This is a genomic window from Caballeronia choica (assembly GCF_001544535.1).
In the GTDB taxonomy this organism is placed as follows: domain Bacteria; phylum Pseudomonadota; class Gammaproteobacteria; order Burkholderiales; family Burkholderiaceae; genus Caballeronia; species Caballeronia choica.
On sequence record NZ_FCON02000348.1, the window covers coordinates 1 to 2,901 of the forward strand.

The following is a 2,901-nucleotide window of genomic DNA, read 5'->3' on the forward strand; positions in this document are numbered from 1 at the left end:
GACCGTGGCCGGGATGTGAAGGCCCGCGAGCAGGTGCCGGGCGGCGCCGACGCGCCGGGGCGCGGCAAACGGCACCAACCGAGCGACGGGGGTGCCGTTGCGCGCAATGATTACCTCGTTTTCCTGCCCAACCTCGAGTTGCTCGACCAAGCTCGACAGTTTCGATTTCGCGTCGTGCATGTTCACTGTCAGCATGATGTCCCCGTGTTAGCTAAGCAATGTTAGCTAGTATGCAGACGCGGGCGACGAAACACAATGTCCACCGGCCTGCCGCATGGTGTTCCGGCGCTGGGCCCCCGCCACGCCGTCGCGCCGTGCCCACCACTCGCCTTGCGCGGCCGCATTTATGAGCAGCTCGGACCCGCGCCTAGTCCCGTCACGCCCGCTTTATTCCGGCTGGTGCAGCCAGACGTTACTGCAGCGAGGCACCAGCAAGGCAGAACCAAGGGCAAACCGCCCCTCGCGCAAAAAATGAACCGCTGAACTACTTGTCGTGCGAAAACAGCCGCCGATCCCAGACAACCGGGCGCGGCTCGGAAACGACGAATCGCGAAGCGTCGGGATGCGCCGGATTCACGAGAACGTTCCGCTCGGCGCGTGCGACGACTGAGGGAACCAGCAGCACAGCTGACCTCGCCTCCTCGAGCCAACGATCTCCAAACTGGCGCGCGATCCTGGCGTCCGTTCCATCCCATCCTGCGGGCAAGTCGTCTGCTTCGACGCGCTCGATGTCAACGCCATCCGGCACCGTCGCCACCACGTAGACGTGGTGGCGTGGTACTTTTCCGATCCGAGCATGGACAAGCACTTCGAGCATCGCGCCAGCGAAGTTCAACGCGCCATAGATGACCTGGCGACCTGGACTGTTGAACCGGCCACCGACTAGCATAGCGCCCGTTCCGCTCCAGACGGGATGACGACTGTCAGCGATTCGGAAGATCGTCAGCGAGACATTGCCGTGGGCTTTTCTACTTCGTGTTGCCGTCACGCTGGGAGCCCGTAGAACAGTTTCCACAGGAGCTCTTCTACCCGCCGGGCGCCCAGTTCTGTGAATGCCACATCAAGTGGTGTGCGTCCCTCGAGCATGGGATGCGGCGCGTTCAGAAACTCCCGCGCATCGTCATCGCTGTCCCATACGTATTGCGCGGTCGCCACGACGCGGGCGAGTCGCTCTGTTTTTTCCGATTCGTCGGGGCTGAGTCGTTCGCGGCGACGCTTGAACGTTGCTTCCGGAACAATGCGCGACAGCAGCGCGCGGCGCTCTTCGGCGCTGCGCGTCGCATGTTCGACGCCTTCCTTCAACGCGGATTTCGGCAGTCCGACCCGTACCTGCTCATCGAGTTCAGCGACGGAGTGAGGCACAGGCCGGAGCGCCATCACGGCGGCGATTTGCTCGGGCGAAACCAGGATCATTCCAACTCCACAGATCAAATGATGCCAATCGATGGATCAAATGATACTGCGATTTCGATCGACCTTCAAGACCCGGCACGACATCAAGCCCAACGCCCAATATCCGCCAAGCTCGACAGCGCCGCTTGCCCAAGCGCCCCGAGATTCTGGCCCGCCGCAGACGTACGTCGCTGATCGGCCGTTCGTCACCCGATGCTGGGCGCGAAGACCGGCCTGGCAGAGGCTTTTAATACTGGCAATTGATGGTATCAGGGTTATTTATTCATGAATCGCCGCGGTCGGCGGCTTGGGTGAGCTCGGGCGCGACGCCCTTCTGACGCGGAAGGATCGACGCCGCATCCATCATGACAGGCGCACCGACAACATATGCGGGCCAATCATTCATGCCGCCCACGCCCAATTGCCATGACGGCCAAAAGAAACTTGGACCGCAACTGTGTGTTACCGTCGACAAGGTCATTCGGGTTTTTATTCGTTCACTATCCTTTATTCGGGCGGCGTCCCGTCTCTCTCGCCGGCGCGCACTCGTGCGTCATTAAACGCGCGCCGGCCTTACCCAGCGTTTCAACAGTCCGTTCGTCGAAATATCGTCGGAGCGTGCTGACTATACGACGACAGCAAGGTGCCTCAAGCGGCCGAGCGCGCGGAGCATTTGAGGTTTTTCAGATCGCCAAGTGCTTCCGAACGCAGTCCATTCGCGCTTAGTAAGCGGTAGAGCGTGACACGCGAAATGCCGAGCTCTTGCGCCGCCTCGCCGAGGCGGCCGCGATGGCGCAGCAGAGCCATCTCGATGGCTTTTCGTTCCGCCTCCTCGCGCGCTTCAGCGAGCGTCACCGTCGTGGCCTCAGCGTGCTCCTCCAGTTCCAGGTCTCGGGCTGTGATATGCCGTCCTTCTGCCATCACGATCGCACGCCGCACACGGTTGATCAGTTCACGCACATTGCCCGGCCACCCGTATTTTTCGATGGCCGCGATGGCACACGGCGAAAAGCCGCGCAGGCGCCGCCTCGCGTCCTTCTTGAAACGCTCGAGCATGTGTTTGGCAAGGAGCTCAATGTCTTTGCCTCGCTCCCTGAGCGGCGGCTCAATAATCTGCAGCACGCAAAGGCGGTGGTAGAGATCGGCCCGGAAGCGCCCCTCGATCATTGCGGTCTGCATGTCGACGTGAGTCGCCGAAATGATGTGTACATCGACCGGCGTGGAGCTATGTCCACCCAGGCGTTCCACCTTGCGCTCCTGCAAAAACCGCAACAGGCTCGCCTGACTTTCAAGCGGCAGATCGCCGATTTCGTCGAGAAAAAGCGTGCCGCCGTTGGCCGCTTCCACCCGGCCAATCTTGCGCTGGTTAGCGCCTGTGAAGGCACCGCGCTCATAGCCGAACAGTTCCGATTGCAGTAGATGCGCCGGAATAGCGCCGCAGTTGATCGCGACAAATGGCTGATCGCGTCGCGTCGATCGTTTATGAATTGCAGCGGCAGTCAGTTCCTT

Annotated in this window: 4 protein-coding genes; all 4 read right to left on the reverse strand. The window is 61.2% G+C overall.

Annotated elements, in window-relative coordinates:
* The coding region (locus tag AWB68_RS43655; protein WP_087649828.1) for a type II toxin-antitoxin system Phd/YefM family antitoxin at positions 1–195 on the reverse strand (195 nt) is incomplete at its 3' end.
* Between the two features lie 289 nt (positions 196–484).
* The gene (locus tag AWB68_RS43660) at positions 485–946 is read right to left on the reverse strand and encodes an RES family NAD+ phosphorylase (RefSeq protein ID WP_087650288.1); all 462 of its coding nucleotides are present in this window, start codon (positions 944–946) and stop codon (positions 485–487) included.
* A 38-nt stretch (positions 947–984) separates the two neighbouring features.
* Positions 985–1,413, reverse strand: coding sequence for an Xre family toxin-antitoxin system antitoxin (locus AWB68_RS43665; protein ID WP_087650287.1), 429 nt, complete (start codon positions 1,411–1,413; stop codon positions 985–987).
* 627 nt (positions 1,414–2,040) lie between these two features.
* A partial coding sequence (locus tag AWB68_RS43670; RefSeq protein ID WP_143282049.1) for a sigma-54 interaction domain-containing protein occupies positions 2,041–2,901 on the reverse strand: 861 nt, incomplete at its 5' end.